21 protein-coding genes and 1 pseudogene are annotated in these 24,156 nt (G+C 58.9%); 9 read left to right on the forward strand and 13 right to left on the reverse strand.

Going from position 1 to position 24,156, the window contains the following annotated elements; genetic code table 11:
* Positions 1–50: 50 nt before the first annotated feature.
* Complete coding sequence (gene xacF, locus MW046_RS12175; RefSeq protein WP_247993375.1) at positions 51–1,493, reverse strand: 2,5-dioxovalerate dehydrogenase; 1,443 nt, start codon at positions 1,491–1,493, stop codon at positions 51–53.
* A gap of 103 nt (positions 1,494–1,596) precedes the next feature.
* Between xacF and gfo6 the strand changes: the two genes are divergently transcribed.
* A complete protein-coding gene (gfo6, locus tag MW046_RS12180; protein ID WP_247993376.1) occupies positions 1,597–2,688 on the forward strand; it encodes a D-xylose 1-dehydrogenase Gfo6 in 1,092 nt (363 codons plus the stop codon).
* 27 nt (positions 2,689–2,715) lie between these two features.
* On the opposite strand, the gene MW046_RS12185 is transcribed toward gfo6, so the two are convergent.
* From MW046_RS12185 to MW046_RS12205, 5 genes are all read right to left on the reverse strand, one after another.
* Positions 2,716–3,066: a hypothetical protein gene (locus MW046_RS12185; protein ID WP_247993377.1), complete on the reverse strand. Its 351-nt coding sequence runs from the start codon at positions 3,064–3,066 to the stop codon at positions 2,716–2,718.
* A gap of 65 nt (positions 3,067–3,131) precedes the next feature.
* On the reverse strand, positions 3,132–5,345 hold the full coding sequence (locus MW046_RS12190) for an ABC transporter ATP-binding protein (protein ID WP_247993378.1): 2,214 nt from the start codon (positions 5,343–5,345) through the stop codon (positions 3,132–3,134).
* A complete protein-coding gene (locus MW046_RS12195) occupies positions 5,346–6,359 on the reverse strand; it encodes an ABC transporter permease (protein ID WP_247993379.1) in 1,014 nt (337 codons plus the stop codon).
* Positions 6,349–7,347 (reverse strand): ABC transporter permease, encoded by a 999-nt coding sequence (locus MW046_RS12200; protein WP_247993380.1) that lies wholly within the window; start codon positions 7,345–7,347, stop codon positions 6,349–6,351. The genes MW046_RS12195 and MW046_RS12200 overlap by 11 nt, the downstream gene beginning before the upstream one ends.
* Before the next feature lie 37 nt (positions 7,348–7,384).
* The gene (locus MW046_RS12205; protein ID WP_368411410.1) at positions 7,385–9,067 is read right to left on the reverse strand and encodes an ABC transporter substrate-binding protein; all 1,683 of its coding nucleotides are present in this window, start codon (positions 9,065–9,067) and stop codon (positions 7,385–7,387) included.
* Positions 9,068–9,304: 237 nt separating this feature from the next.
* On the opposite strand from MW046_RS12205, the gene MW046_RS12210 reads away from it, so the two are divergent.
* The gene (locus MW046_RS12210) at positions 9,305–11,374 is read left to right on the forward strand and encodes an alpha-glucuronidase family glycosyl hydrolase (protein ID WP_247993382.1); all 2,070 of its coding nucleotides are present in this window, start codon (positions 9,305–9,307) and stop codon (positions 11,372–11,374) included.
* Positions 11,375–11,429: 55 nt separating this feature from the next.
* Positions 11,430–11,663, forward strand: a complete 234-nt coding sequence (locus tag MW046_RS12215) for a hypothetical protein (RefSeq protein ID WP_247993383.1) — start codon at positions 11,430–11,432, stop codon at positions 11,661–11,663.
* Between the two features lie 21 nt (positions 11,664–11,684).
* Here MW046_RS12215 and MW046_RS12220 read toward each other — a convergent pair whose 3' ends face one another.
* Positions 11,685–12,590: a HEAT repeat domain-containing protein gene (locus MW046_RS12220; protein ID WP_247993384.1), complete on the reverse strand. Its 906-nt coding sequence runs from the start codon at positions 12,588–12,590 to the stop codon at positions 11,685–11,687.
* Positions 12,591–12,738: 148 nt separating this feature from the next.
* Here MW046_RS12220 and MW046_RS12225 point away from each other — a divergent pair, with 148 nt between their 5' ends.
* Positions 12,739–13,623, forward strand: coding sequence for a fumarylacetoacetate hydrolase family protein (locus MW046_RS12225; protein ID WP_247993385.1), 885 nt, complete (start codon positions 12,739–12,741; stop codon positions 13,621–13,623).
* A gap of 12 nt (positions 13,624–13,635) precedes the next feature.
* Here MW046_RS12225 and MW046_RS12230 read toward each other — a convergent pair whose 3' ends face one another.
* A complete protein-coding gene (locus MW046_RS12230; RefSeq protein WP_368411331.1) occupies positions 13,636–15,957 on the reverse strand; it encodes a glycoside hydrolase family 3 N-terminal domain-containing protein in 2,322 nt (773 codons plus the stop codon).
* A gap of 921 nt (positions 15,958–16,878) precedes the next feature.
* Between MW046_RS12230 and MW046_RS12235 the strand changes: the two are divergent.
* From MW046_RS12235 to MW046_RS12245, 3 genes and pseudogenes are all read left to right on the forward strand, one after another.
* Positions 16,879–17,542: pseudogene (locus MW046_RS12235) on the forward strand (alpha/beta hydrolase).
* 133 nt (positions 17,543–17,675) lie between these two features.
* Positions 17,676–18,623 carry a ring-cleaving dioxygenase gene (locus tag MW046_RS12240; RefSeq protein WP_247993386.1) on the forward strand — a complete coding sequence of 316 codons (948 nt, stop codon included), beginning with the start codon at positions 17,676–17,678 and terminating at the stop codon, positions 18,621–18,623.
* Positions 18,624–18,702: 79 nt separating this feature from the next.
* Entirely contained in the window at positions 18,703–19,059 is a 357-nt protein-coding gene (locus tag MW046_RS12245) for a four-helix bundle copper-binding protein (protein ID WP_247993387.1), read from the forward strand.
* 64 nt (positions 19,060–19,123) lie between these two features.
* Here MW046_RS12245 and MW046_RS12250 read toward each other — a convergent pair whose 3' ends face one another.
* From MW046_RS12250 to MW046_RS12260, 3 genes are all read right to left on the reverse strand, one after another.
* Positions 19,124–19,987 (reverse strand): type 2 periplasmic-binding domain-containing protein, encoded by an 864-nt coding sequence (locus tag MW046_RS12250; protein WP_247993388.1) that lies wholly within the window; start codon positions 19,985–19,987, stop codon positions 19,124–19,126.
* 1 nt (position 19,988) lies between these two features.
* Entirely contained in the window at positions 19,989–20,804 is an 816-nt protein-coding gene (locus MW046_RS12255) for a manganese catalase family protein (protein WP_247993389.1), read from the reverse strand.
* A gap of 492 nt (positions 20,805–21,296) precedes the next feature.
* Positions 21,297–21,794: a hypothetical protein gene (locus MW046_RS12260; RefSeq protein WP_247993390.1), complete on the reverse strand. Its 498-nt coding sequence runs from the start codon at positions 21,792–21,794 to the stop codon at positions 21,297–21,299.
* Positions 21,795–22,009: 215 nt separating this feature from the next.
* On the opposite strand from MW046_RS12260, the gene MW046_RS12265 reads away from it, so the two are divergent.
* Complete coding sequence (locus MW046_RS12265) at positions 22,010–22,819, forward strand: succinate dehydrogenase/fumarate reductase iron-sulfur subunit (RefSeq protein ID WP_247994777.1); 810 nt, start codon at positions 22,010–22,012, stop codon at positions 22,817–22,819.
* Between the two features lie 15 nt (positions 22,820–22,834).
* Here MW046_RS12265 and MW046_RS12270 read toward each other — a convergent pair whose 3' ends face one another.
* Together MW046_RS12270 and MW046_RS12275 are read right to left on the reverse strand one after the other, a co-directional pair.
* Positions 22,835–23,254 (reverse strand): CBS domain-containing protein, encoded by a 420-nt coding sequence (locus tag MW046_RS12270; RefSeq protein WP_247993391.1) that lies wholly within the window; start codon positions 23,252–23,254, stop codon positions 22,835–22,837.
* A 93-nt stretch (positions 23,255–23,347) separates the two neighbouring features.
* Positions 23,348–23,680, reverse strand: a complete 333-nt coding sequence (locus MW046_RS12275; protein WP_247993392.1) for a DUF7130 family rubredoxin-like protein — start codon at positions 23,678–23,680, stop codon at positions 23,348–23,350.
* Between the two features lie 107 nt (positions 23,681–23,787).
* On the opposite strand from MW046_RS12275, the gene MW046_RS12280 reads away from it, so the two are divergent.
* On the forward strand, positions 23,788–24,123 hold the full coding sequence (locus MW046_RS12280; RefSeq protein WP_247993393.1) for a DUF5789 family protein: 336 nt from the start codon (positions 23,788–23,790) through the stop codon (positions 24,121–24,123).
* Positions 24,124–24,156: the final 33 nt, after the last annotated feature.

Genomic DNA, 24,156 nt, shown 5'->3' on the forward strand with positions numbered 1-24,156 from the left:
CGACCGAAGCGGTACTGAACGTGGGAAAACGTCAGAGGGACTAGATGGTCTCAGTAGTTGTCGTAGACGGTCTTTTCGATGGTGTAGAAATCCAATCCGGCGTCGCCTTGTTCGCGCCACGTTTCCGAGGACGAACGTTTGAACCCACCGAACGGCACGTGGAGTTCGAGACCAGTGGTTTTCTCGTTGACCTTCACGACGCCCGCTTCTGCCTCCTCGACGAACCGGTTGGCTTCCGTATGATCGTCGGTGACGATGCTGGCAGAGAGCCCGTACTCGACGCCGTTAGCTACTTCGAGCCCTTCTTCGAAGTCCTTGACCTGCAACACGGCGACGACGGGACCGAACACTTCCTCTTGGGCGATACGCATGTCGTGTTCGACGTCGGTGAAGACGGTCGGCTCTACGAAATACCCGTCACCGAGATCCTCCGGAACGCCGCCACCTGTGGCAAGTGTCGCTCCTTCGTTTTGGGCGACATCGACGTATTCGAGGGTCGAATCCCGTTCGTCGGCGCTCACCTGTGGACCCATCTCGTGGTCAGCGCCGGGACCGATGTCGATGGTCTCCGCCCGATCGACCAGCTCCGAAACGAAGTCGTCGTACACGTCTTCGTGGACGATGGCACGGGAACACGCCGTACAGGACTGTCCTGTGGTTCCGAATCCACCCGAAGCGACGATATCGGCGGCCTCTGCTGGGTCGGCCGACGCGGAGACTACCGTCGGGTTTTTCCCGCCTAATTCAGTCTGGATGCGTTTTCCGGCGTCGGTCGCTTGGTCGTACACCATCTGACCGACCTGACTGCTGCCGGTGAACGAGACGACATCGGTGTCCTCGTTCTCGATGAACTCGTTGCCGACCTCGCTTCCGGGACCAGTCACTACGTTGAGCACACCGTCGGGGAGTCCCGCTTCTTCGAGTGCTGCCGCCATTTCGATGACGACGCCGGGAGCGAGTGATGCAGGCTTGATGACGACACTGTTACCCGCAGCGAGCGCGGGCGCAAGCTTCCACGCTGGGATAGCGATCGGATAGTTCCACGGTGTGATGAGCGCGGCGACACCGACCGGTTCCTTCCGGATGTAGAGATTCGTACTGGGGGCGCTCGCACCCTTCACCGTTCCGCCGAGATCAGCTGCCTTGGTTGCGAAGTAATAGAAAATGTCGATCGCGCGCTGGACCTCACCGGCGGCTTCCGGGCGGGCTTTCCCTTCCTCGGCGATCAGGAGATCAGTTAGCTCTGATTTGCGCTCTTCGAGGAGCGCTCCAGCCGTCCGAAGGATGCTCCCGCGCTCGGGACCGGGAGTGGCTGCCCACTCCGATTTCGCATCGGCTGCGGCCTCGACTGCTGTCGCCGCGTCGGCCGCGCTGGATCGTTGATACTGTGTGACGACCTCACTCGGATCTGCAGGATTCGTTACGTCGATCGTCTCGTCTGTTTCGGTCGAAACCCACTCGCCGTCGATATAATTCTCTCGTGTCTCCACCATTAGGTGGGTATTCTCGGTTCACTCATACTATTCTTACGGTTTTTCGAGCGCAGTCATTCCCCCGTCCACTACATTTTTGGCGGTTGCCTCGAACTGGAATAGCATGGCGATCGACGACTATTTGCGGAGTCTGAGAGACCGAGACTGGCAACGGCTGGAGTCGGGGACGCTTCGCCTCGCCTTGGTCGGTCTCGGGTGGTGGACGCGCGAGCAGGCGATTCCGGCCATCGAGTCGGCAGCGTTCTGTGAGACGACCGTCGCAGTCAGCGATAGCCAGGAAAAAGCCGCGGACGTGGTGGCCGGGACGGATCGGTTGGAGACAGCGATCACCTACGAAGAGTTCGTGGCCGGCAACGCAACTGACGAGTACGACGCCGTTTACATCTGTACGCCAAACGCACGTCATCTACCGTACGCTGTGGCGGCTGCCGACCACGGGAAGGCAGTTCTCTGTGAGAAACCGATCGAAGCAACTCAGCAACGCGCCGAGGAACTCGTTACGGCCACAGAGGATGTTCCGCTGATGATCGCCTACCGGATGCAGACCGACCCGCAGGTGCGCCGGCTGCGCGAACTCATCGCGGATGGCGCTATCGGTGATCCAGTCGTCGTCCACGGCCATATGGGCCAACAGTTGCTCGATGTGGTGTCGGGATCGCCCGACCAGTGGCGTCTCGACCCGGAACTCGCTGGGTACGGCGCGACGGTGATGGATCTCGGTATCTACCCGCTCAACACCGCTCGGTTCGTCCTCGACGCCGATCCAGTGAGTGTGACTGCACAGATGCACTCGGAAAACGAGGCGTTTCGAGACGTACCCGACCAGCACGCCGCGTTTACGATACAGTTCGACGATGGGACGTATGCAGCCTGTACGGCCAGCCAGAACGCGTATCGCTCGGGACAGTTACGGATCGTCGGCACGGAGGGAGAGCTCCGACTCGAACCCACGTTCCTCGGCGAATCGCCCCAGCAGCTGACGCTTCGATCGTTCGATGGGAGAACGGCGGAGATAGACGACGGTCGTCGTGACGTGTTCGGTGATGAGATGACCGAGGAGTTCGACTATTTCGCCGACAGGGTTCTTCGTGAGGAACCGTTGTCACCCGACGGCGAGCACGCACTCGTGGACATGCGGACACTCGCAGCTATTTATGAAGCGGCCGAGACTGGCCGTGAAATCTCGGTGACGTAGCGGGATCGAAGCGGTGTAGTACACCGCTCACGCGGTAGAGCGCCCTTGCTGTTCGAGGATGTCGACGAACTCGTTCGTGAACTCGACCGTCCGGGTCGGAAGCCCGTACCGGTCAGTCTCCATGTCGTACTGCTGGAGTTTTGAAACCGTCTCTTCGGTGTGTGGAAGCGTCGTTACCGTCTCACGAACATCGATCTCAAGGACTCCCTTGTCGGTGTTCAACCACGCCTGTGTCCGTTGTTTCTCGTCGTATTCGATGGTGTACGTTTCGCCACCGATCGCGGCCACGATGTCGTCGATCGTTCCGATCTCGATCCGTTCGGTGTCAGCACTGAGAAACAGCGTGTCGTCCACACACTCGGGTTCGTACCGTGCCATCAGTACGGTGTGTCGCCGTTCACTAATAGCGTTGTCGCTGTTCGTTCCCTCGGGAGCCGACGGTGTCAGCTCGGATCGTTCCGCCGGTGGGCACCCTCCAAGGGTTCGCTGTCCCAGTACTCGTGGTCGGGATGTTCACGGAAGCACGCGGCCCTTCCGTCTCCGCCGTCGATTTCCTGTAGCTCCGGATGTTCGTTGCGACACGCCTCTCGGGCGACGGGACAGCGGGTGTGGAACCGACAGCCCGAGGGCGGATCGACCGGATCCGGCACATCGATCTTCCTGATGGGCGGATCGTCGGCTTCCATGGCATCGAGATCCAAATTCGGCGTCGCCCACCGGAGCACTTCCGTGTAGGGATGGCGCGGATCGTGAATGAGTCGCTCGGCCGAGCCGATCTCGACGATCTCACCGAGGTACATCACGGCGATCCGTCCGTCGCCGTGCTCGGCGAAATACCGTGCGTTCGAGAGATCGTGTGAGATGAACAGAAATGAGGTGTCGAACTCCGACTGTAGTTCGAGCATCAGATCCATGATCTCGATGCGCAACGAGACATCGACCGCACTGATCGCCTCGTCGGCGAGGATCGCGTTCGGATTCATCAACAACGCCCGAGCGAGGGCGACACGTTGTTTTTCGCCGCCGGACAGCTGATGTGGATACCGGTCGATGAAATCCTCCGGCGGCGTCATGCCGACCCGTTCGAGCAACGAGTAGATCCGGCTCCGTCGCTCGTTCATGTCGGCGTTTGGATGAGTGTGTCGGAGCGGTTCCGAAAGGATGTCGGCGATACGCCGGTTGGGGTTGAGCGCGCTGCCCGGATCCTGGTGAATGATCTGGAGTGCCGACCGGATCTCGTCGGATGAGATGGTGCTGTCGCTGGTGTCCGCCGTCCAGATGTCCTGTCCTCGGTATTCGATCGAGCCGCCGGTCGGACGTTGCAATCCGATCATCGTCTTACCCAACGTCGTTTTGCCACAGCCGCTTTCGCCGAGGAGACAGACGAGGTCCTGTTCTTGGATGTCGAGCGAAACGTCATCGACTGCTCGTACGGTGTCGGGATCGCTGCTGAACCGTTCGAGCAGTCCCTGCTCTTTCGTGAAGTGGACATCGACGTCCGTGAGCGACAGGAGCGGTGGCTCATCTGCCCTCGTATCCCGTCGTTCGGGCGTCCGGTCTGATGCCGCGTTCGTTTGGCCTGCATCGTACCAATCGCTCGTCGTTCCGACGTTGAGGGAAATCTCCTCGCGGGCCTCCGTCCAGTGGTGACATGCCGTTCGGTGGTCGGTACCGAACTCATCGAGAACGTCGAGTGGTGGGTCCTCGGTTCGGCATTTCTCCGTTGCAAGGTCACACCGAGGATGGAACCGACAGCCCGACGGGACGCTCACTGGAGCAGGACCTTCGCCATCGATGGGTTGCATCTCCACCAGTGGCGCGTCGATGTTCGGCGTTGCGTTCAACAGCGCCCGCGTGTAGGGATGGGCTGAGTCGCCGATGATATCGTCACGTGGACCGATTTCGGCGAACTGGAACGCGTAGATGATTGCCATCCGATCGGCGAGCGACGCGACCAGCGGGAGATCGTGGGTGATGAAGACGATCGTCAGATCGTACGTCGCTTGGAGGTCGTCGAGGAGTTGGAGGATCGACCGCTGCATCAACAGATCGAGCGCGGCCGTCGGTTCGTCCATCACGAGCACCTCGGGGTTCAACACCATGCTCAGGGCGATCAAGGCGCGCTGTTGCATCCCGCCCGACAGCTCGTGTGGGTACGAATCGAGCACCCGATCCGGTTCGAGATAGAGGTTTTCGAGCAGCCCTCGCGCGAAGTCCATCCCTTCGGAGACGTTCTTATCGTGGGTTCGGAGTGTCTCCGTGAAATGGGTCCCGATCTTCATCGTCGGGTTGAACGAACTCATCGCGCCCTGAAACACCATCGACACCTCTTCCCAACGGAACTGACGAAGCTCCTCGTCGCTCAATTCCAACACGTCGACGGTCGATCCGTCGTCCCGGTGATAGCGGATCTGTCCGCTGAGCACTCCCGGATCGGGCACGGCATCGAGCAACGCGGAGGCAAACATCGATTTTCCGCTCCCGCTTTCGCCGACGATGCCGAGGACCTCGTGTCGGTCGATGGTGACGGTAACGTCGTTGAGAACGTACGTCTCCCCATCGTCGTAGGTGACGCTCGTATCGTTGATTTCGAGGATCGGATCGTCGCTGCCCTCGTCTGATGCCGTCTGATTTCCGTATGCACTGTCAGTAGACATTCACATCAACCCCGATGTCGTCGTGTCGCTTTCCTCTTCGATCGATTCCGATTCGCCGGTGAGACGGGTACGGACCTGCGGGTTGAACACCCGGTCGAGTCCTTGGCTCACTAAGATGAGTCCGAACGTAAGTCCGACGATGGCGACGATCGGGACGAGAAGCCAGTGGAACGCCTCCATGGTGAGCAGACCGCCCCGTTCGTACGCGTAGTTCAGCGTGACGCCCCAGTTCTGCCCGGTGTACGGTAACACGCCGAGGAAATACAAGCCGACGGACGCGAAGATGGTGTAGCGCGCGGCGAGCACGAAGTTGACCATCACATACGGCATGAGGTTCGGCAGCACATCCTTGAGGAGGATGCGCGGTGTGCTCGTTCCCATCGTTCGGGCAGCTTCGATGTAGCTCGATTCCCGGATCGAGAGCACCTGTGACCGGATCGAACGACCCAACCCTGCCCAGTAGTTGATCGTGAGGATCACCCCGAGAAAGATCGGGTTTTCCGGTTTGAACGTGATCGCGAGCACGATGACGAGCGGCAGGCCCGGAATCGCCATGAAGAAATCGGAGATCGACGTGATAATGTTGTCGACGGTTCCGCCTTTGTACCCGGAGACTGTACCGACGAGGACCGCGATCCCGGTCGCCCACACGCCGCCCGCCAACACCATCAACAGGATGAACGGCGTCGAATCGATGATCAGAGCCAGCAGGTCGACGCCGGACTGTGTCGTTCCCAGCGGGAACTGCATGGTCTCGAAGGGTTTGAGGAGCGGATCGGCCTGATTGGTCGAGGGGTTGCGCCAGAGGCCGAACACTTCGACCATCGCCATAAGCCCGTAGACACTCAGGATGAGGAGCCCGATCCGGGTGCGCATATCCGCCCACGCGATGACGGCCGGCTCGTAGATCCAGCGACGGCCGAACTCGCGTAGCCGTTCGCGGCGGCTCATCTCCACCGACGACGCCTCTGACCGCCAGTCGATCTCGTCCGTAGAATCGGCCTCAGTAGCCATCGGTATCACCTGCGCTGATGCGTGGATCGATCAGTCCGTACGTCAGATCTGCGACACACACCGCGACGACGAGGGTGACCGTGATGACGAGGAAACAGCCCATCATCAGCGGGTAGTCGTTCGCGTTGACGGCCTCGATCAGGTAGTAGCCGAGTCCGGGATAGGAAAAGATCTCTTCGAGCACGACGGTTCCCCCTAGGCGAAACCCGATCAACAAGAGCAGCCCGGTGTACATCGGCAGGATGGCGTTCTGGGCAACGTATCGGGTGGCGATGCGGCCATCGGAGAGCCCGCGCAGCCGAGCGACCTCGACGTACTCCTTGCCGAGCACCTGAATGCTGTTACTCCGCATGTTGAGCGCCGTCGATCCGATCCCACCGATGGTGAACGCGATGATCGGAAGAGCGGCGTGGTGCAGAACGCTGGTGAAATACTCGAGCGTAAAGCCTGCTTCGACGGTCCGCGCGACCGCGTTCCCGGTCGGAAAGAGTTGGAACTGGTACCCTAGGAAAAACAGGAAGATCACCGCGAAAATGTAGTACGGGACCGCCATCAAGAAGATCGAACTTCCCGAAAATACGGTGTCAAAGATCGAACCCTCCCAGTACGCCTGAACGGCACCGATCAGCACGCCGATGACGAACATCAGCACCGTCGAAACGACGACCAGAAGCACCGTCCACGGGAGCGCCCGCGCGATGATTTCGAGAACGGGAGCTCCATAGGAGATCGATTCCCCCAGATCTAACTGTACGACACCGACGAGATAATCGAGATACTGCTGCCACAGCGGCGCTTCGGGCCGAATGTTCTGGAGCGCCTGGATGCGTGCGTCGACCTGTTCGGCCGGAACGCCCTGCCGGAGGAGCTGCACTCGCAACTGGGTGAACGGGCCACCAGGGAGCAGACGGATCAACCCGAAGCTAAGCGTCGCAACCGCGAACACGGTGAGTGGAATCCGCAGCGTTCGTCTGAGATAGTAGTTCATGATGTTTTTCGATCGATATGGTCTGTGGTTTGTGAACTCATCCGTCGTACTGTAGTTCGCCTTCGTGAGGCCACCAGAACTGGGGCCATTTGACGTTTCGGTTCGGGCTATCCTCGGCGGCGACCGTCCAGTTGTCGTTCGTTACCCACGACTGTTCATATTTGGAGACGAGTCCGAGGAACGGCAGTTCGATGTGGCTGTGCCAGGCCGATCGTTGGACGTACGGTCTCGACCCCTCGTCACTGGGCTGCTGGGCGATCTGTTCGGTTTCCTCCAACGGCGTAAGCGTCATCTCTCCGCCGTCTCTCCCGGGGATCGTTTGTTCGGATTGGGCTTTCTCCCGGTAGTTGTGACCGCCGCCGATCTCCTCCTCCCAGAGCTGGTAGCGCAACGGGAAGTACGGGAACGCCGACCGTGAGCCACCCGGTAGCCAGTAGAGACTTCCCATCGTGAAGTTGCTGTTGGAGTAGTGGCTGAACCAGTCGTTCGTCGGCAGCGTGCTGATCGTGAGATCAAAGCCGAAGCTGTTCAACTGGTCGACGACGGTATCGGTCATCGTCGTCCAATCGGTCCAGCCCGCGGGAGAGTAGTACTCTCCCCCGATCGTGCCGTCCGAGTTCTGCCATTTCCCGTTCTGTTTGGAGTAGCCAGCGTCTTCAAGTAGTGTGGTCGCTTTCTCAGTTTGGCTCGATTTTGGACCGTACGTTTCGAAATCGTCCAGCCAGTCGCCGAGCCAGTACTCCTGATCGCGGGGCGCGATCCCACAGGGTGTCTGGGAGACGAACTTCGACCGCGGCCCGGCGTTGTCGACGATCGCTTGGCGATTGATGACGTGTGCGACCGCCTGGCGAACCGCGCGCTGGCCGAAATGCGGATCATTGTGGTTGAACACGATGCCGTACCCCCATTTGGCCGGAATGTTGATCTCCACAACGTGGTCTGGGAACTCATTGACTATCTCTGGGGGCACGAACAGGCTCGACGATGCATCGATCTCCTTGGCCGTGCTCAACGCCTGGTGTTGGGCGCTGTTCCCGCCGAAGCTCTGGAGCAGATACGTGTCGATGTTGATGTTATCGGCGTTGTAAAACTCCGGATTTGGTTCGAATTCGAACGCCTGCTTGCCTTTGCTCACGAACGAGAACGGCCCGCTTGCGACGGGATCTTCCCACGCCCATTGTAGAAACTCGGACTCATCTTTGTCGAGGAATTTCTCGTGGGTTTCTTTTTTCGTATCCACAAAGAAGTTCGTGAGTTCGAACTTGATGATCTGAGGGTTCGTGGTGTTCGACAGCAGTAGTTTCGCCGTTTTGTCGTCGACGATCTCATAATCATCGAGATAGCCCCACAGCGACGTCCCGGTTTTCTTCGCCAGTTGGAGCTGTACGTCCAAATCTTCGGTCGTCCATTCATCGCCGTTATCCCACGTTAAATCGTCCCGGAACGTGAGCGTAGCCTCTTGTTCGGTGACCTGTAGATCCTTGAGCGCTCCAAGGAGGAACTTCTCTTCGTTAAACGAGTATTTCAAAAACGGTGCAAAGACTGCCCGTCCGGGGGGCCACCTGTAGTTTTGGATCCCAGAAGTGTTGAAGTGGTGATCGACCGGATTACCGGTGAAGGCGTTTCGAAACGTGGCAGTATCCTGACCGCCACCGGATTGATTTCCTCCGGCGCAGCCGGAAAGCATCGCCATCCCGGATGCCCCGGCCACTGCTAACATTTCACGACGGCTAATCATGCCGTCGTAGTCGCTCAAACCGCTGTTAGATTCCATAACATGGGATACGTAACCATGGTTGATAATAAACATTGTGGATGATCATCACGTTTTGATACGATGTTGGACACCGATCCGGGATTAGCGGATCTTCGAGGACGATCGGGGATCGACAGCGCACTCGGACGTTTTAATGACCAGCACAGTTTTACAGATCGCCATCGATAGGTCGATCGATCGATGAACCAGTACGACGATTGTTGGCTCCGATACAGCTGTGTCGTCGAGGGCGAGCGCTTGGATTCGTACCGACGGTGGTGTACGCATGCGTACGTCGCCGAAACGGCACCGGAACTGAACGCGGTTCGAGACGAGTTGCGGCGGGCACTCCCCGAACTGCTCGGAACCGATCCCCACCTTTGGCAGCATCCACCGACGACGGTCGAGGGATTTCTCGCCATCGGGACTCCCGCGGACATGGAGATGATCGCCGAATCGGTACCGGTCGATGTCGTTCACGATCTCGACGACGGAGGGTTTCTCATCCGGTCGGTGAGCTGGGACGGCATGGACTGTCTCGTCGTAACCGCGCCCACCGATCGAGGATTGGTGTACGGAACGTTCCATCTGCTCCGATTGATGCAGATCGGCGAACCGATCGAGGAGTTGTCCGTCCGCGAGGAACCGGCGTACGAACACCGAGTACTCAACCAGTGGGATACCCCGTTTCACCGGTCGGTCGAGCGTGGCTACGGTGGAGAGTCGATCTTCGACTGGGAACGACTGCCCGATCTCCGGCCGAGATACGAAGCGTACGCCCGTCTGCTCGCCTCGGTCGGGATCAACGGGATCGTTCTCAACAACGTCAATACGACCAAGCCCTCACGAGCGAGCGCAAACGACGCGTTCGAGGCGTTCGAAGGGTGGCAGCTGCTCGAATCACGCCGCCTTGAGGATCTCACCGGGCTCGCGTCGATGTTTCGGCGGTACGGAATCCGGACGTATCTCTCGGTCAATTTCGCGTCTCCGATGCTTGTCGGAGGTCTCGACACCGCGGATCCAGAGAATCCGGACGTTCGAGCGTGGTGGCGGGAGAAAGTCGACGAGATATACGACCTCATCCCGGATTTCGGTGGGTTCTTGGTCAAAGCCGATTCGGAGGGTCAGCCCGGTCCGTACGACTACGACCGCGATCACGTGGCGGGAGCGAACGCTATCGCGGCAGCCCTCGAGCCACATGGCGGACGGGTTTGGTGGCGAGCATTCGTGTACGGCTCACACGAAGACCGGGCGGTGCAGGCGTACGAAACGTTCGAACCGCTAGATGGGGCGTTCGCCGACAACGTCACTGTTCAGATAAAGAACGGCCCGGTCGACTTTCAACCCCGTGAGCCAGTGTCGACCCTGTTTGGTGCGATGTCGGAGACGAATCTGGGATTGGAGCTACAGATCACTGGGGAGTACACTGGGCAGGGCGTGCACGCAACGTACCACCTCCCGATGTGGAAGGAAGTACTCGAATTTGACACCTACGCCGACGGTGAGGACACGCCGGTTCGGTCGCTGTTCGAAGACGACGGCGCGGGGATCGTGGGCGTCGGGAACGTCGGGGAAGACCACAACTGGACGGGACACTACCTCGCTCAAGCGAATCTGTACGCCTTCGGCCGTGTCGTGTGGTCTCCTGATCGGTCCACTGAGGCGATCACCGAGGAGTGGATCCACCAGACGTTCGGCACCGACGAGGACGTCGTGGACACCGTCAGCGAGATCCTTCAGCACTCCTGGGAAGCCTGCATTGACTACGAAACCGGTGGACTCGGTCTCATGCACATGATGCACAACGGCGAGGAGTATCTCGAAAACCATTATCATCCATCGCCGAAGGAGTGGCCCGGCTACCACGGCGCGAGTGAGGACGGTATCGGTGTCGATCGGACCGAAAGCGGGAGCGGCTACGCCGCGCAGTATCCGCCACCGATCGCAGACCGCTATAACTCCGTTCGGACGTGCCCCGAGAAGTACCTTCTTTTCTTCCACCACCTTCCGTGGGAGTACGAGCTGACTGACGGAACGACGGTCGTTCAGCGACTGTACGACAACTGTTTCGCGGGCGTCGAGGAGATCGAACGACTTCGAGAACGGTGGCACGGACTCGATGGAGCGATCGACGATCGACGGTACCGCCACGTCGCAGAGCGGTTCGACGAACAACTCGCACACGCCAAACGATGGCGGACGGTTCTCACGTCGTACTTTTATGAGTATTCCGGTGTTCCCGACGAACAGGGTCGCATCCGAGACGAGTAACGTCTGTCCGCCCGCTCACCGCCGTGTTTTTCACGTCGCCGACCGATCTCATTCTATGTCGAACCGTTCCGTGCTGCTCGATCTCGTCTGTGCCCAGCGTCGACAGATGAAGCTACTGCTCGCGCTCTTGATCGCCTGTGGGCTGCTCATCGGGCTGTCAGTCCTGTACGTTGGGCCGGGCGACGCGTCGTTTCCCGTTCTCGTCGTTGATATTGTCCTCGTCGTCGGTGGCTTCGTCTTCTTCAGCACGGCCTTCTGGTACTGTACAAACCGAGCGATGGACGAGTGACCGTTCGGGCGTTCGATCGCACTATGTGGTGTCGGTGAGGAAGTTCGCCGTCTTCGTTGCGAGCGATCGAACGGTTTCGTCGGCCGCCGTTTCGGCGACGGTTCGCAGTTTCGGAATCGCTGCGTCGTCACCGAGATAGCCGAGCGCACGGATGGCCCGCGCACGGACGACGGTGCTTTCACGATCGAGGCAGTCGATCAGTCGATCTCCGAAAGGTGCGACGACCGTCGGATCGATGGCCGCGAGTTCAGCGAGCGCATCGACAGCGCCCCCGGCAACGACAGGATCCACGTCGTCCAACAGCGCACCGAGGCTGACGGCGCTGTCGAACACCGATCGTGGTTCCGTCTCGGTGACTGCGACGACGACGTTGATCAGCGTTCGCCGCCCGGCGATCAGTCGGTTCCGCTCGGCTGCCTCGTGTCGTTGAAGCGTCTGTCGCGTCACACGGTCGGTTCCGGTGCTAATATCCGTCGTGGTGTGATCCGGTTCGGTGTCGTCGAGGGAATCGAGCAGCCGCTGCGTGTGTGGCGCGACCAGCTCCGGTCGCTCCACGACGAGCTTCCCGAGAACCGTTCCAGTGGTCAGTCGAACGTCGACCACGTCGCTATCGAGTGCATCGATCAGCCCCGAAACCCTGCTGTCGAGTGCGTGTGGGTCGTCTTCCACGACGGCGTCGAGGATGCCGATCGCACGGAGCGCGATCGGGGCGTTGTCCTCACCGGCTAGCGATGCGATCGCATCGAGAAATGGCACCACGGTATCGACGTTCTGCTCTGCGAGCGTTTCACAGACGTTCGCACCCCGCTGTCGGATCAGCGGGTCCGAAGACGCGAGGGCCCCATGCACGTCGGACTCGTCGACAGCGCCGGGCGTAACCGACTCAGGATCGACCTCATCGAGCGGTGCGGTAGAATCCGTGGTCATATCACCATCTATGTGGCATGGAGTAAATACGTACGGAATCTCCCTCCTCTGCCAGTGCAACGAGAGAATCACCCCTGCCGTGGTGTGATATTCGTCTGCTCTCATCTGTTGGCGATACTCTTTTAACGATATCAGTGCATCAACGTGTATGCGGTATTATCGACTCTCCGACGGAGAGCATGGGTCGCGCTCTGGATCTCTCGTCGTCATCGACGACGATGACGACGCGTATGACTTGACGACGGCGTCGGACGATCTCGGGTCGTTCACTGAACTCGCGCGCGCGGCGAACGCCAGCGATCAGTCGATCGATGCCATCGCCCGACGCCGAATCTCCGACGCCGAATCTCGTGATCTCGACACGATCGATAGGAATGCTCTTCTGCCAGTTATTCCAGACGAAGTGTGGGCGGCAGGCGTCACATACAGGATCAGCGAACAGGCTCGCACGGCTGAGAGTGGGAAGCCGGAAGTGTACATCGACGTGTACGACAGCGAACGTCCCGAGCTGTTCTTGAAGGCGACAGCCTCGCGGACCGTCGGCCCTGGGGATGCCGTCGGCGTTCGAGGTGACTCGGAGTGGGACGTGCCGGAGCCGGAGTTGGGCATCGTCCTCCACCGCGGGGAGGTAGTCGGCTACACGATCGGCAACGACGTGTCGAGCCGGGACATCGAGGGTGAAAACCCCCTGTACCTGCCCCAAGCGAAAGTGTACGATCGCTGTTGCTCGCTCGGTCCCTGTGTTGCCAGCCCGGAATCCGTCGAAGACCCCCACGATCTCACGATGTCGCTCACCATCGAACGTGACAACGAGGTGGTGTACGAGGAAACCACCTCGACCGGCGAGATGGTGACCACCTGCGATCAGTTGGTCACATATCTGCGACAGCACAACAGCCTCCCAGAAACGCTCGTTCTTCTTACCGGCACCGCGCTCGTCCCACCGGAGACGTTCACGCTCCACGAGCAGGATCAGATCACGATCGACATCGATCGTATCGGACGGCTCGTCAACGACACCGTCGTCGTTTGAACGGGACGGTGTTCAGCGTTCGGCGCCTGACACGCCCGTCTTAGTGAAGTACGTTCGTTCGGGCAACGGCACGGGTTTCGTTTCCGTCACCTCGAACGAGGCTGACGTAACGATGTCGGCTGCCGAATGGCCGACCCGGAACTCGTACGGACCCGCCTCGACGGCAAGATCGAGATTTCGGTCGTGGTAGGCGAGTTGTGAGGCGTCGACTTCGAAACGGACCCGTTTGGCCTCGCCCGCATCGATGTGGACGCGTTCGAATCCGACGAGTTCCTGAACCGGACGCGCTTGATCTGGATTCTGCGCGCTGGCGTACAACTGTACTACGTCGTGGCCCGATCGATCACCGGTGTTCGCGACGGTTATCTCGGCGGTCACCGTTCCTGTCGGTGGAAGCTCGTCGGTCGACAGCGAGAGATCACCGTACTCGAAGTCGGTGTAGCTCAACCCGTGGCCGAACACGTACAGCGGATCACTCCCCGTGTAGACGTACTCCTCGGTCGCGGTGTTGGGCTTGCGACTGTAATGGATCGGGAGTTGTCCGACGGTGCGCGGGATGGACACCGGGAGATGGCCACTGGGGTTGTGTTCACCGAACAGCACGCTTGCGACCCCCTCCCCGCCCTGTTCGCCGGGGAGCCACGCCTGAAGCACGGCAGGGACGCGCTCGGCGATCCACTCGATCGAGTGGGGTTTGCCACTCACGACGACGACGATGAGCGGCGTGTCTGTCTCGTGACATCGCTCAACTAGTTCCTGTTGGACACCGGGAAGACCCAGATCCACCACGTCGCAGCCCTCACCGCTCGTCGGGACGCTTGGCCTGTCGTCGTCCCCCTCGGCATCGGAGAAGTCCACGGCAGAGCGAGCACCGACGAACGCAACGGCGACATCGGCATCGGTCACAGCGTCGACAGCCCGGTCGATCCCGTCGGTATCGTGGCCGGTCGTTGTACAACCCCGTTCGTAGCGCACCTCGAATCCGCAATCGTCACTCCGGACGCGGACGGCATCGAGGGGGGTCGTCGCCTCGAAGTCGATCTCCTCTTCGGGATAGTGGGCGGGGTAGGCGTAATCACCCATCAGCTCTTGGGGATCGTCCGCCTTCGGGCCGACGACCGCGAGCGTATCCAACTCCTCTCCAAGGGGGAGCAGGTCGTCCTCGTTCTTCAACAACGTCATCGATTCGCGCGCCGCCCGCGCGGTGAGTTCCGTCGCCGCGGTTCCGAACGGATCACTCGCCGTCTTGGGATCGACCGAAGCGTCGTCGAGCAGTCCTTTCCGCGCTTTCATGCGCAGGACGCGCCGAACGGCCCGGTCGATCGTTTCTTCGTCAAGCTGGCCTTCCTCGACGGCAGCACTGAGATGTTCTCCGTAGCAGTCCGTGTATGGGAGTTCGACGTCGATCCCAGCCTCGAGTGCGGTGATCCCTGCTTCCTGCCGGTCGGCAGCCACGCCGTGCTCGCTCCGGAGGAATTCGACGCTGTAATAGTCGGAGACGACCGTTCCCTCGAAGCCCCACTCTCCGCGGAGAACGTCGGTCAGTAACCAGTGATCGCTGGCACAGGGCACGCCGTCGATGTCGTGGTAGGCGTTCATCACGGATTCGGCATTCGCCGTTCGAACCGCTGCCTCGAAGGGGAACAAGTGGGTCTCACGGAGTTCGCGACGACCGAGTGACACCGAACTCCGATTCTTGCCGCCAGCGCCAACGCTGTGGCCGGCGAAATGTTTCAACGTTGCCGAGATCCCATCACCATCATTCTGGAGTCCGTCGACGTAGCTACACGCCATCGACGCGACGAGATACGGGTCCTCGCCGAACGTCTCTTCGACGCGTCCCCACCGAAGATCACGCGCCACGTCGAGAACCGGGGACAGGGCGTGTGCAGTGCCGATCGCCTCCAACTGGCTCCGGATGCTGTCGGTGATCTCCGCGAGAAGATCCGGCGACCACGTGCTCGCCACTCCAATCATCTGTGGGAACGTCGTTCCTTCAGGACCCATGTAACCGCTCAGACACTCCTCGTGGGGAATGGCCGGGATGCCGAGACGGGTCTCCTCTTGAAGATACCCCTGTATATCGTTCGTGCGTTCGGCGGCCGTCTGTGGCGACAGTCCACCCTCACCACCGAGACGCGTCAAGTGCCCGATCCCGTTCGAGAGGTGTTCGTCGAGTGCTGTTTCGTCGAGGCGACCACGCTCGTCGAAGAGCGCATCGGCGTTCACCGATCCGAGTTGTGCCGCTTTTTCCGTGAGTGTCATCCGTTCGAGGATCTGTTCCACCCGATCGGTGGTCGTTCGACTGTCCCCACCGTCTGGATCTGGTTGCATCACCAGAGTTCTTTCCATCACACGTCTTAACGGTTCGGGTGTCGATAACCGTGAAAGACGGGAGATATCCCCCCTTCCGTCTCCCCTGGTGTTCTCTATATGAGAATAGCGTGGTTCAGTGACGATAGACGCAAACGACGCTAATTTTACCATCTACCACTCTGATATATCTACGTCGGACACGCCCACTCTCGGGCTTCCTGCTTGTATTCTCGAATACAGAACAAAATGGCAGTCTCGCTGTCGTTCGGATCGCATCAGGTAGAATTACAACCGTACTCTTGTAATGGAGAGTGCTAGTCGCACCGGTTTCACCGCTGTGCTCGATACACTGAACTGGTAACTGGCGATCCCGAACTCTGATGGCTCCATGGCTGTTCGCCCAGTTCGGTACTCATCGATCTCCGGTATGTGATCACAACGGGTCGGTTTCGACCGTGCCATTGAGTGAATCCAAGCGTTCTTCATGGAAGAATGAACCGTCACGAGCCGAGAACGACGCTTTCCCCGGCCTACCTCCGTTCGAGAAGGATGACGATTCGGCGATGGATCGCCGTCGACATCAGCGTGAGAACGATGAACTAATAGTTACTGATAGATAATACCTATAGCTATGATGGATTGTGGAGGCCAATGGACGGCCGTCCGGTGAGTAGCCGATGCGTTCGTGTTCGTAACGGATTCCTACGTCGTGGATACATCCACTACATGTCTTCTGTATACTCTTTGAAATACGCTGTCGCATCTACCAAGAATTTGTCTTCTTTCGACATTTCATATTTCGTATTTGGATGCTCCTACTTTCTGTACCACAGATGACCAAATAACTGTCCCCTGATAGGCGTTCCATAAGGACGGATTGAAGTCCGTGCCATCATCAGAACGGGTAGGCGATGCTCGGACACCGACGTTTCGAGACCGATACGGTCATCACGACGGAGACGTTCCCGTGACGGACCACATCAAGACCAGCCGCTCCTAACGGCTGGAGCGTCTCTCGACGCTGTTAACGTCGCTATCGTCTTAGTTCATGGACGAGAGGCGACTGCCCGGGAGATCGTCCAGATGGCCAAAGAGTTCCCACACGAGGATGTCGCGTATCTCGCTCTCCAAGCCGCTCACAACATGGTATCCGAACGCGTTTACGGCTCCTGTCGAATCGAACGAATCCGGCCGCACGTCGGGGTTGCAGGCGATCGCAGACGCGGTCGAGCGGGCTAACGAGAGTGCCATTCCACCAGACCACGTCGTTCTGCTCGGATTCTCTCACGGCGGCTGTCTCAGCAGCGAATTCGTCGCACGAAATCCCACGCGATATGGTGGTCTCGCGGTGTTGAGCGGCAGTCTCATCGGTGAAACCGTTGCGCCCGAGAACTACGACGGAGACCTCGAATCGACGCCCATCTTTCTCGGCTGTAGCGACGTCGATCCACACGTTCCCGAACAGCGAGTTCACCGGTCGGCAGCGATCTTCGAACAGTTGAACGGAGACGTGACCAAGCGACTGTACGAGGGAATGGGGCACGGTATCAATGGGACGGAGATCGACCACGTTTCCGGTATGATCGCTCCGCTCGTGGAATGACGCCGGGGCAACCCGATCCAGACAGTCGCGTACGGCCGGTGTTTTTCGTTAGGAAACGTAGTAACAGTGATGTCACCTGGTGTTCCGAGGGGTAGCTGAGCTATAAATAGCTCTCTTCCCCTATCAGATGGTGATGGCACCGACCACGCGCGGTCTTCACCACGTGACTGCGATCGCTGGCGATCCACAGGAGAACGCTGAATTCTACGTCGAAACGCTCGGTCTCAGATTCATAAAAAAGACAGTAAACCACGACGATACGTACACCTACCATTTCTACTTCGGCGATGGCGAGGGAACTCCCGGAACGAACATCACGTTTTTCCCGTGGGGTGACCGAGGTCGATCAGGACAGTTCGGCGCAGGACAAACGAAGACCACGGCGTATTCCGTTCCCTCGGGGTCGCTCGACTACTGGATCGACAGACTAGAAGCACACGGCGTCGACGTTACGGAGCCGACCGATCGATTCGGTGAAACAGTCATCGAGTTCGAGGACCCGGACGGCATCACGCTCTCGCTCGTCGCAACCGACGCCCCTACCGCTCATCCGTGGGAAGCGAGCCCCGTTCCGGAACGACACCAACTACGCGGGTTGAACAGCGTCACTCTAGCCGTTAATGAGATCGAACCGACCGCCGATGTACTGACCACGGGACTCGGCTACGAGTTCGAGACCGAGGAGGATGGACGACACCGATACCGAGCTACTGACAGCGGATCAGGTTCAACCGTCGATCTTCTCGAAACGGATCGAGCACGCGGTCGGTCTGGGATCGGCACCGTTCACCACGTCGCGTACAAAGCTCAGGATACGACCGAACAGGAACGGTGGCGCGAACATCTGGCTGATCAGAATCTACGGGTCACTGAGATCATCGACCGAACGTACTTCCAGTCGATCTACTTCCGCGAACCGGGCGGAGTTCTCTTCGAGATCGCGACGACGGAACCCGGATTTACCGTCGATCAAACGGATGACGAACTCGGAGCTGATCTTGCGCTTCCGGAGTGGCTGGAACACGAACGCGAAGAGATCGAGTCACACCTCCCGTCGTTCGAGACGCCATCGAGGATCTAACGACAGCCATCGACAGCGAGACGACACAGCAAAGGCAGGCACAGTAGTGATACCGTTTATCATCCTCTGATAAAATGCAATGGCTCTTGCAGAAACCGTCTCCAAGATCGACCGCCTGAGCGACCAACAGAGAGAATGTATCGAACGGTGTCAGGAGGCAACCGAGGTCTGTGAGTGGTGTGCCGACGAGTGTACGGACCACGGCGAGGAAATGGCACGGTGTCTCCGTCTCTGTCGGGACGTCGTCGATATCGCGTCGCTTCACGCCCGGTTTATGGCCCGCGATTCCGGCTACAGCTCGGAGCTCGCTGGGATCTGTGCTGACCTGTGTGAGGAATGCGCCGACGAATGTCGCCGTCACGACCACGACCACTGTCAGGTCTGTGCGGAGGTTCTCCCGGACTGTGCCGAAAGCTGTCGCGCGATGAGCGCCTGATGGTGATGGGGTGAACGACGAACGATCGGGAGCCGGTCGGAAGCGAACCACTACCGACTGGACGTCACATCGATGACCGATGGTCGTCGAACGTTCGCAACGGTGTCGTTTCGTCCGCAAACGGGACGACACCGGCAAGCCGTCGGCGGGCGTGCCTTCCAAAGAGTTGGATGAACGACGCGACGCCCTCCTCGCTCGCGGCGTGGGCGTCGACGTAGGTGTACCGGAGTCGCCCCACGAGCGACTCGGATGACCGATCAGTGCTCTTTTCAGCCGTCGTCAGTTCCTCGCTCAGTACCTCGTAGTAGCCGAGTCCGCCATGGCCCTTGGCATACTGATCCGCGCGGATGCCTCGTACGATGACCTTCGTGTTATCGGTGGGGAGAACGGTCTCTGGACGCTTCGTCGCCTCGAACGCGTCGGCCCCATCGGACTCGACGGCCGGCGGGTCCAGATCTACCGATGCGTCGGACGGAACGAGTTCCGTCCACGTTTGGCTCGCGTTCGACCCCCGGAGTGTGTCGAGCTGTTCGGTTGAGAGCATCGATCGCCATCGCTCCGGTGACCGAAGCAACGCAGTGCCGTCAACGCTCTCGAACGCCTCGTATTCGGCGGTTGGAGCCGTGGCTGCTTCATCAGGAAGCATCGGACGAACCGCGTGGAACACATCAACGTCACGACTGAGAAACCGCTCGAATCCCTTCTCTGTACTGACGGTACTGACCGACAGAGCGACGTCGTTTCGTCGAAGTGTCTCATCGAGATCTTCGGAAACTGGCGCAAGAGTCCGGTCTCGCGCGACGGTGACCGACGCGGACGGCTCCCCGTTGACCGTGCGGCTCAGGCCCGTGACTCCGGATACCGCAACACCGGTCGCGACGAGAACGTCTCGTCGCGAAAGCCCCGAGAAGGTGCGTTGGTACGGCATCTCAGTTCACTTCGTTGTACATTTCTTCGATGACCTTTTCGAGATCCGGTTTTCCGCCGCCGGGTTGCTCGGACAGGAATGAGAACTCGCCTTTTCCGTCGGGAGATTCACCCTGCGTCCATGGCTGTTCTGGGTCCTCACTTTCCCCACAGAACGTAGACATAAATGCGTAGTTGTACTTCTGATTTTCTTCTTCTTGTGGGAAGCTGCCCGGGATCGGCATGGGTTCCTCGAAGCACTCTTCGAGGACGACGCGCCACTGGTTTTGGTGCATGGTATCCCGGGCGATGAGATACGAGAGCATATCTTTCATCCCGGGATCGTCAGTCATCTCCCACAGGCGGGTTGCCAAGAGGCGCCCCGTCGATTCGGCCATCACGTTCGCGTACATATCGGCGGCCATATTGCCGCTTGCGACGACGTAGTTGCCGCTGAATGGAACGCCGTTACTGTCGACCGGCATCGCATGGAGGCCCGCCGAAAGCGCCTGTCGGGGCTGTCCACTGTCCATCATGGTGGCGATGATCGGATCTTCTCTCGCGCGATCGCGGTCTTTCTCGGAGGCACCCTCTAAGTTCTTCGCCACGGCGGTTGCAAGCATCTCGATGTGTCCGAGTTCTTCAGCAGCAGTCTCCATCAACATCGTCCGGAATTGATGTTTCTTTTTAGGAACTGCAAACGCCTGAAACATGTACTGGAGGGCAACGCGCATCTCTCCCTCGACACCACCGATCGCTTGCTGGAGCATCTTCGCAAACTCCGGATCCGGCTCTTCGACGCGTACCTCATACTGAAGCTCTTTACTGTGGTGGAACATCTGTATCCATTACGATCGGTGACTACCTGTAGCGATATTTATTCTGCCTTCATACACTTGTAATCATTATAAAAATAAAAAGAAAATATATGAGTGAACTCGGATCCGAGTAGCTGTCGGTGCCAGAAAACAGTAGTACGAGTCGCGTCCGAGTAGCGCTTCCATTACATTCGTACCCCTGTAAAAGCAGGCACGGATACTACGTCATGATACCGATCCTAAGCCGGTCACAAACTCCCTCGTTCCGTACGCCCGCTAGTGAAACCTTGCGGTGGGTTGGGCGCGAGTGCTCCCATCGGACGATTCCCTACTCGATGACGAACCGGGTGGCCCCGTCAAGCGTGCTGTCTGGGGGTTTGACGGTGATGTGCGCCATGAAAGAGCTACTACATTCGTTCAGACGACCTTGATCGCAGCATATCCGAGCAACGCCGAACGGGAGATCGACACTGGAACCGTTCGGTCGAGTTGTGTTCTCCGTGTAAGGAATGGCTACGTGTTGGATCCGACCCACGTCCCGAGCGTGAGACCGTAGATGATATGACTCACGTGGAAAATGAGCTGTTCGTTCGCTTCGAGATCCATGTCCAACAGCCGTTTTAACACGATCCGTTCCCCGAAGACCGACAGGAACAGTCCGAACGCGATCCCTCGAAGGATTCCCTGCTGTTCGTCGGTGACGTCCGAGCCGGTTCCGCCGGGAGCACAACACAGTATGAAAGCGATCCCGCTCGCAGTGCCATACAACAGATGGAGCACGATACCTTGAACCGTATACTCCTCGGGCGGACCCGCGGCGACGTACTTCGCCCAGAAGTTCGCTGTTGGGGGCAGCGAGCGCGTGATCGGTATGCGAAACGCCGTCATCACGAAGGTCCCGATGATTCCGCCTTTCACTCCCCGTCGGATGGCGTCGAATCCGCTCGCTGCTGTCTGTGTTGCCTGTTCGGATCGATCTTGTCCGACGGCTTCGAGGACGTTCGAAAACATGAGATTCCGTCACCGATGACTGTCAGCAGCCAGTTTGATAGCGTTATCGGTCCGGGGATCACGATCGCACCACGTCCCGATGTCCGTGATGATCGATAGCACCACTGGGACTTATTGTCGTACATCCCCTTACGATCCTACGGGTGCTACGCGTGAGCCAAAAAGAGACGACCACGGACTCACAGGACGACTCGGAGAAGATACCCTCCCGTGAAATGTGGGCCAAACGGTCTCCTCAACAGGAACAAACGGCAAAGAAGACGACTCAACGATCCGAGGAGACAATCAGCGATCGGTCGGGAGAGCACGTTCGACTCCGGGTGTTCCGCTACGATCCCGATGTCGAGGACAAACGCGAGCCACGCTTCGACGAGTTCGTCGTTCCGTTTGAACAGGGAATGACGGTGTTGGACGCACTGATCTACGCCCGTGACACGTTCGATCCGTCGTTGACCTTCCGACACTCCTGTCGGCAGGCGATCTGTGGCTCTGATGCCTTTTTCATCAACGGTCGACAGCGCCTCGGCTGCCGGACACAGATCGAGGGACTTACAGAACCGATACAGGTCGAGCCGCTTCCACATCAGGAGGTGCTAAAGGATCTCGTCGTCGACATGGAACATTTCTACGACCAGATGAAGGCGGTCGATCCGTACTTTCAAACCGAACAAAAACCGGATGACGCGCTCGAAGAACAGCGCCAGCGACCGGAGAACCGCGAAAAGATCAAGATGAGCACGCGCTGTATCTGGTGTGGAGCGTGTACGTCCTCCTGTAACATCGCGTCCGGAGGCAACTATCTCGGTCCGGCGGCGATCAACAAATCTTACCGATTTCTGATGGACGAACGCGAAGGTGAGGACCGCAAACAGCAACGACTCGAAACGATGGAAGAAGAAGTGGGGGTGTGGCGGTGTCAAACCCAGTTTTCCTGCACTGAAGTTTGTCCGAAAGACATCCCTCTGACCCAACACATTCAGGAGCTCAAGCGTGAGGCGGTCAAGACATCGCTCAAATTCTGGTGAGCCGACCCCAATCGATTACGGTTCGTAGCCCGGAGACTGCTTTTCGATGACTGTAGTCGCATCCGCCAACTGTTCGCCGGTCAACGAGACGACGTCATCCAGTGAAACGATGCCCACCAGCGAATCGGAGCTATCAACGACTGGGAGCCGTCTCACTCCCTCCGCAGCCATCGTTCTCGCTGCCGCGAGGCTATCCTCGTCTTCTTGCAGCGTCACCACTCCATCGGTCATTATCTCCTCGGTGGTTACTGCCGAGACATCTCCTTGGTGGTCACCTGCTGCAAGCGCGATCTGGCGGTCGGTGAGGACGCCCACCACTTTGCCCTCGTCTTCGACGACGAGTGATCCGACGTTTTCTTGATTCATCCGCTTGGCGCAGTCGCTCACGGCTTCATTTTTCGATGCTGTTACCGGATCGTTTGAAATCTCTTTCACGGGCATGCGTCACTAGCAGTATCCTCCCAATCCGGCCTAAGTACCACGCCTGTATCTGCCACGACGTGTTCGGAACGGACGGAGACACTCCTGTCAATCTTCAGTCCAGTACATCAACGCCTCTTTCGGTTCACCACACCCCGTACACTGGTCCGGCAGTCCCGATTTGATCTGTCCCATCTCGCCACACTCCGTACACCGCCACATCAGTTCTCCTTCTCCGAATTCGTGACCGGAGCGGGCGTGTTCGACCGTCAGACTCTCGACACCAGTCCGTGTGGTCACGAAAACGCCTCCTTCTCCGATCCCACGGATCGTTCCGATCGGGTCGCCGTCTTCGGTGTACACCGTTTGTCCAACGCCAAGTGTCTGTTCATCGGCTCCAGTGTCCGGTTGTTCCCCTTCCGGTGGCGTTTCCCCATTCATAGTCGATTACTCGTCGCCTAGTCACTTAAATCTCTGCCCCGCTGCTTCCTGAAAGCGCTGGATATGCGTGGAAAAGACGTATAGAGCCGACGGCTCCAAGGGAGGATATGCCCGAAGATGATACCGATCGTGAGGGGGGTGTCGACTTCACAGACACCATGCCGATCCTTGAGGAAGCGTCGTATCCGATGACAGTCGAGGAGCTGGTCGGAGAACACGGCGACCACGAGGTGGACCGAACCAACGCCGAGCCAATCACGCTCAGAGATCTGTTCGACCCGATGGGCGAGAACACGTTCGAGTCGCCCTCGGAGGTCCGACAGATGATTCTGAACCTGATGCCGAAAGAATCGGTCGGTCGTGAAGGGTACTCCGACCGCGGTGGCGCGACCCCCGAAGAAACTGCGGAAGTCGATCGGCAGAACGAAGACGAATCGGTGTGATTTGCGTGTTTGGACGGGGTTTCACTCCGACGA

Origin of the sequence: Halocatena salina (assembly GCF_023115355.1) — an archaeon.
GTDB lineage: Archaea > Halobacteriota > Halobacteria > Halobacteriales > Haloarculaceae > Halocatena > Halocatena salina.